This window comes from Allobosea sp. TAB14 (genome assembly GCF_052113865.1).
Lineage (GTDB): Bacteria > Pseudomonadota > Alphaproteobacteria > Rhizobiales > Beijerinckiaceae > Allobosea > Allobosea spartocytisi.
In genome coordinates this window covers 1-4,245 of sequence record NZ_JBFRDQ010000316.1, presented here as the reverse complement: position 1 = coordinate 4,245, position 4,245 = coordinate 1, and the positions used below count along the sequence as shown (strand labels likewise).

Genomic DNA, 4,245 nt, shown 5'->3' with positions numbered 1-4,245 from the left:
GCCACATGCTGGGGCGGCTGGCGTTCTGCAGCATCGGGAATTTCGCGAAATCCTCGTTTTCGAGCTTCGTTCCGAGCTCCACCAGCTTGGGCGAAGCCACAATGGCAATCTCTTCGGMAAACAATTCGACCGACCTGGCGTTCAGCCACGTCCCGACCCCTCGCAGAATGGCGATGTCGAGGCGCGTGGTTTCGAAGTCCAGATCCGCGGGCGCCAGCGTGACTTCGATCGGGATCTCCGCATGCGCGCGGATGAATGTTTCGATCCGCCTGGGGAGCCAGCGCGCGCCCAATGTCGGATGGGTGCCGATCATGAGGGAGCTATCGACGGAGCGCCCCCGCACGGCGTCGATGGTGATTTCCTGGAGCTTGTCCAGCGTCAGCGCAAGGTCCCGGTAATAGTTCGCGCCGACTTCCGTCAGAATCAGACGTGGTCCCGACCGGTGGAACAACGGCACGCCGAGAAATTTCTCCAGATTGTGGATCTGCCGGCTGATGCCGCTCTGCGTGAGGCCCAGATCCTCCGCCGCCTTGGTGAAATTCATGAATCGCGCTGCCGCCTCAAATGCGTGCAAAGCTGAGAGCGACGGTAGGTAACGTCTCATGAGAACCTCGATGGCCATCATGATTAAAAGTCATCCTAGATGAAATTTTCAACGTTTTTGTTTCATCGGGGAGCCGGTCAAACTCGGTCCGTCCGGCTCGATAAAGAGAGCCTGAGCGACTGATCCGAGGGGACAGGCAACAGCTCAGGCGCAGAAAGCCAGAGCCGCCGGATGTGAACTGGAGAGGGGAAGAGTATGGACAGGCGTGAGTTCAACAAGCTGATCGGCTTTGGCGCGGTTGCCGGAGYAGCCGGTCTCTATACGGGGAAAGGCGCTTTGGCGGCTGGTTCCCTGGAGCGGATCAAAGCGTCAGGCACCCTTCGGATCGCAGCCGTGGCGGACGGGGCTCCCTACTATCAGAAGAGCGTCACCGACGGCAGCTGGCGCGGATTCTACATCGATATCTGCAAGAAGCTGGCGGACGATCTCGGCGTGAAGATGTCGATCCTGGAAACGACCTGGGGCAACTCGGTGCTGGATCTCCAGGCCGACAAGATCGACGTCTTCTTCGGCCTTAACCCCACGCCGGAACGGCAGAAGGTCATCGATTTCTCCGGCCCGGTCTTCAAGAACGCCTTCACGATGGTCACCAAGAAGGGCCTGGGAGCGAAGAGCTGGAGCGACTTCAACAAGCCGGAAATGCGGATCGCGGTCGATGCCGGTTCGTCGCATGACGCCGCCGTCACCCGCCTCGCGCCCAATGCCCAGATATCGCGATTGAAGACGGCCAGCGACGCGACCGCTGCCTTGCAGGCCGGGCGCGTCRATGCGCAGTGTCTGGTTCTGATCCTCTCGCTCTCGCTGCGCGCCAAGAACGCCGCGCTCGGCGAGATCGTYATGCCGACTCCGGCCGATTTCACCACCTCGAATGCGGGCTTCCGGCGTGAGGCCGATCAGTCCTGGCGCGAATTCGTGGATGGCTGGATCAGCAAGGAACGCGACAGCGGCTTCATCAAGAACGCCGTCGTGAAGAACATGGAACTCGTCGGCGTCAAGGAAAGCGACTTCCCCCCCGGATTCGAAATCTGATGGTCTAATATGGCGGGGCTTTAAGCCCCTCCATGCTCGATTTCGATCACGGGACTTCACCACCATGTATGAATGGGATTTCTCCATCCTGTGGGGCTACCGCTGGTTGCTCCTGCAGGGTCTGGGCGTGACTGTGGCTTTCACGGCCGCGACGGTCGCCGGCGGCCTGGCCATCGGCATGACCGCGGCGATCTGCCTGCTGTCCCGCTTCAGGGTTCTGCGCGGGTTCGCGCTCGGCTTCATCGAGGTCTTTCGTTGCACGCCGGTCCTGGTGCAGCTGATCTGGTGCTATTATGCGCTGCCGATGATCGCGGGCATCGAAATGACCCCGATCACCGCGTCGCTTCTCGCCCTCTCCTGCTATGGCGGCTCGTTCTACGCCGAGATCATCCGTGGCGGCATCGTCTCGATCGACCCGGGGCAGTCCGAAGCCGCTTCGGCGTTAGGGATGACGCCTGCGCTGGCCATGCGCCGCATCATCCTGCCCCAGGCTCTGCGCCGGATGCTCCCGGCGCTGATGAACCAGTCGATCCTGCAGTTCAAGAACACCTCCCTGGTGTCGGTTCTCGCCGTTCCCGACCTGGTCTATCAGGGCCAGATCGCGGCCCATGACAGCTTCCGCCCGCTGGAAACCTACTCGGCCGTGGCGGTCGCCTATTTCATGATCCTCTTCCCCCTGACGCTGTATGTCCGCCGCCGCGAGCGCCGCGCTGAGATGCATCAACTTGCTGGTGACCCCTGATGACGGAACCATCCGCGTCGGGGAAGCCAGCTTCCAGTTCGGGAAATCGGTCCAGCAGCCCAAGACCAAATCGCTGGCCGCGTTCCGCACCCGCACCGGCATGGTGTTCCAGAGCTTCAACCTGTTCCCGCACATGTCGGTGCTTGGCAACGTCATCGAGGCCCCCATCCATGTGAAGGGGCTGGACCGGAAGACGGCGACCGACCAGGCGATGGTGCAGCTCGAAAAGGTCGGGCTCGCGGACCGCGCCTCGCAGATGCCCGACACGCTGTCGGGCGGCCAGAAGCAGCGCGTCGCGATTGCCCGCGCTCTGGCCATGGAGCCGGAGGTCATGCTGTTCGACGAGGTGACCTCGGCGCTGGACCCCGAGCTCGTCGGCGAAGTCCTGCAAGCGATGCAGAAGCTCGCCGCCGACGGTATGACGATGGTGATCGTCACGCACGAGATCACCTTCGCGCGCGATGTCGCGGACCGCGTGGTCTTCATGCGCGACGGCTACGTCGTGGAAGAGGGCCCGGCGCGCGAGGTGATCGACACGCCGAGGATGGACGCGACGAAGACGTTCCTGAGCCATTTCCATAAGGGCGCGTCGCCCCGGTAAACGCCTGCACAAGAGTTCGATACGATGGAAACAATCAGCAATCTGCGCGTCTTCCTGATCGAAAGCCCGATCAAGATGGCGAGGCAACAGGGCGTCGGCGACATCAAGGGCACGGTGAAGCGCGTCCTTGTCGAATTGACCTCCTCGTCGGGCATCGTCGGCTGGGGCGAGGCTGCGCCGTGGGAGGTCTTCACCGGCACGGCCGAGGCCGCCGTCGCGGCCCTCGACATCTATCTGCGCCCGCTCGTCATCGGCGCCCGGGTCGATCGCATCCGCGCTCTGACATTGCAGATGAAGAAGGCGCTCGTCGGACATGGCGAAGCCAAGCTCGCGATTGAGACCGCGATGTTCGACATTCTCGGGCAGTCGTCGGGGCTCTCGATCGCGGATCTGCTCGGCGGCCGGGTCCGCGACACCATCCCCCTCTCCTTCTCCATCGCCGATCCGGATTTCGACGCGGATATGCGGCGCATGGAAGAGATGGTTCCGAAGGGCAACCGGATCTTCAAGGTGAAGACCGGGGTGAAGAGCCATGCCGAGGACGTCGCCCATCTCGAGGCGATGCGAAACGCATTCGGCGACCGGATCGACCTGCGCATCGACTATAATCAGGCGCTCCAACCGTTCGGCGCCATCAAGAAGCTGCGCGACGTCGACCAGTTCAAGCCGACCTTCATCGAGCAGCCGGTCCCACGCGATTGCCTGGCGGCCATGGCCTCTTTCACCGCGGACCTGGATACCCCGATCCTCGCCGATGAGAGCTGTTTCGATGCCCGCGATCTGCAGGAGATCATCAGGCTGCAGGCCGCCGACGCCATCTCGGTGAAACTGATGAAGACCGGCGGCATGCTCAACGCACAGGCGCTGATGGCGCTGGCGGATCTCGCCAGCATCCCCGGCTATGGCGGAACGCTTTACGAGGGCGGCATCGCCCTTGCCGCCGGGACGCAGTTCATCGCGGCGACGCCGGGCATCTCGCTCGGCTGCGAATTCTACATGCCGCATCACGTCCTCACCGAAGACGTGCTCGAGGAGAAGATCGAGAACCGCAACGGCGAGGTCGTCGTGCCCGATGGACCAGGTCTGGGAATTCGCGTGTCCGAGCTCTCGCTGAGATCGAACGCGCGCATCCTCGCCGAGCGCTGACGCCCGACTGAAAGCACCACCGCTTTTCCTGAGCCGCTCACGGCCCCGCCGTGACGGAGACGAGAACTATTGCCCAAATTCCAGGGGATATGGTTATGCCCAACGCCGCCAGAACGCACACAT

The 4,245-nt window shown here is 62.7% G+C and carries 4 protein-coding genes and 1 pseudogene; 4 read left to right on the top strand and 1 reads right to left on the bottom strand.

The window, feature by feature from the left end; translation table 11 throughout:
- Positions 1-625: LysR family transcriptional regulator (locus tag AB4Y99_RS27035; protein WP_441525507.1), on the bottom strand; the 625-nt coding region annotated here is incomplete at its 3' end.
- A 174-nt stretch (positions 626-799) separates the two neighbouring features.
- Between AB4Y99_RS27035 and AB4Y99_RS27030 the strand changes: the two genes are divergently transcribed.
- From AB4Y99_RS27030 to AB4Y99_RS27015, 4 genes and pseudogenes are all read left to right on the top strand, one after another.
- The gene (locus AB4Y99_RS27030; protein WP_441525506.1) at positions 800-1,633 is read left to right on the top strand and encodes a transporter substrate-binding domain-containing protein; all 834 of its coding nucleotides are present in this window, start codon (positions 800-802) and stop codon (positions 1,631-1,633) included.
- A gap of 64 nt (positions 1,634-1,697) precedes the next feature.
- Positions 1,698-2,375, top strand: coding sequence for an amino acid ABC transporter permease (locus tag AB4Y99_RS27025; protein WP_441525505.1), 678 nt, complete (start codon positions 1,698-1,700; stop codon positions 2,373-2,375).
- Positions 2,335-2,976: pseudogene (locus tag AB4Y99_RS27020) on the top strand (amino acid ABC transporter ATP-binding protein); the annotation flags it as partial. The gene AB4Y99_RS27025 and the pseudogene AB4Y99_RS27020, both read left to right, overlap by 41 nt.
- A 24-nt stretch (positions 2,977-3,000) precedes the next feature.
- Complete coding sequence (locus AB4Y99_RS27015; protein ID WP_441525504.1) at positions 3,001-4,122, top strand: enolase C-terminal domain-like protein; 1,122 nt, start codon at positions 3,001-3,003, stop codon at positions 4,120-4,122.
- The last annotated feature ends 123 nt before the right edge of the window (positions 4,123-4,245 follow it).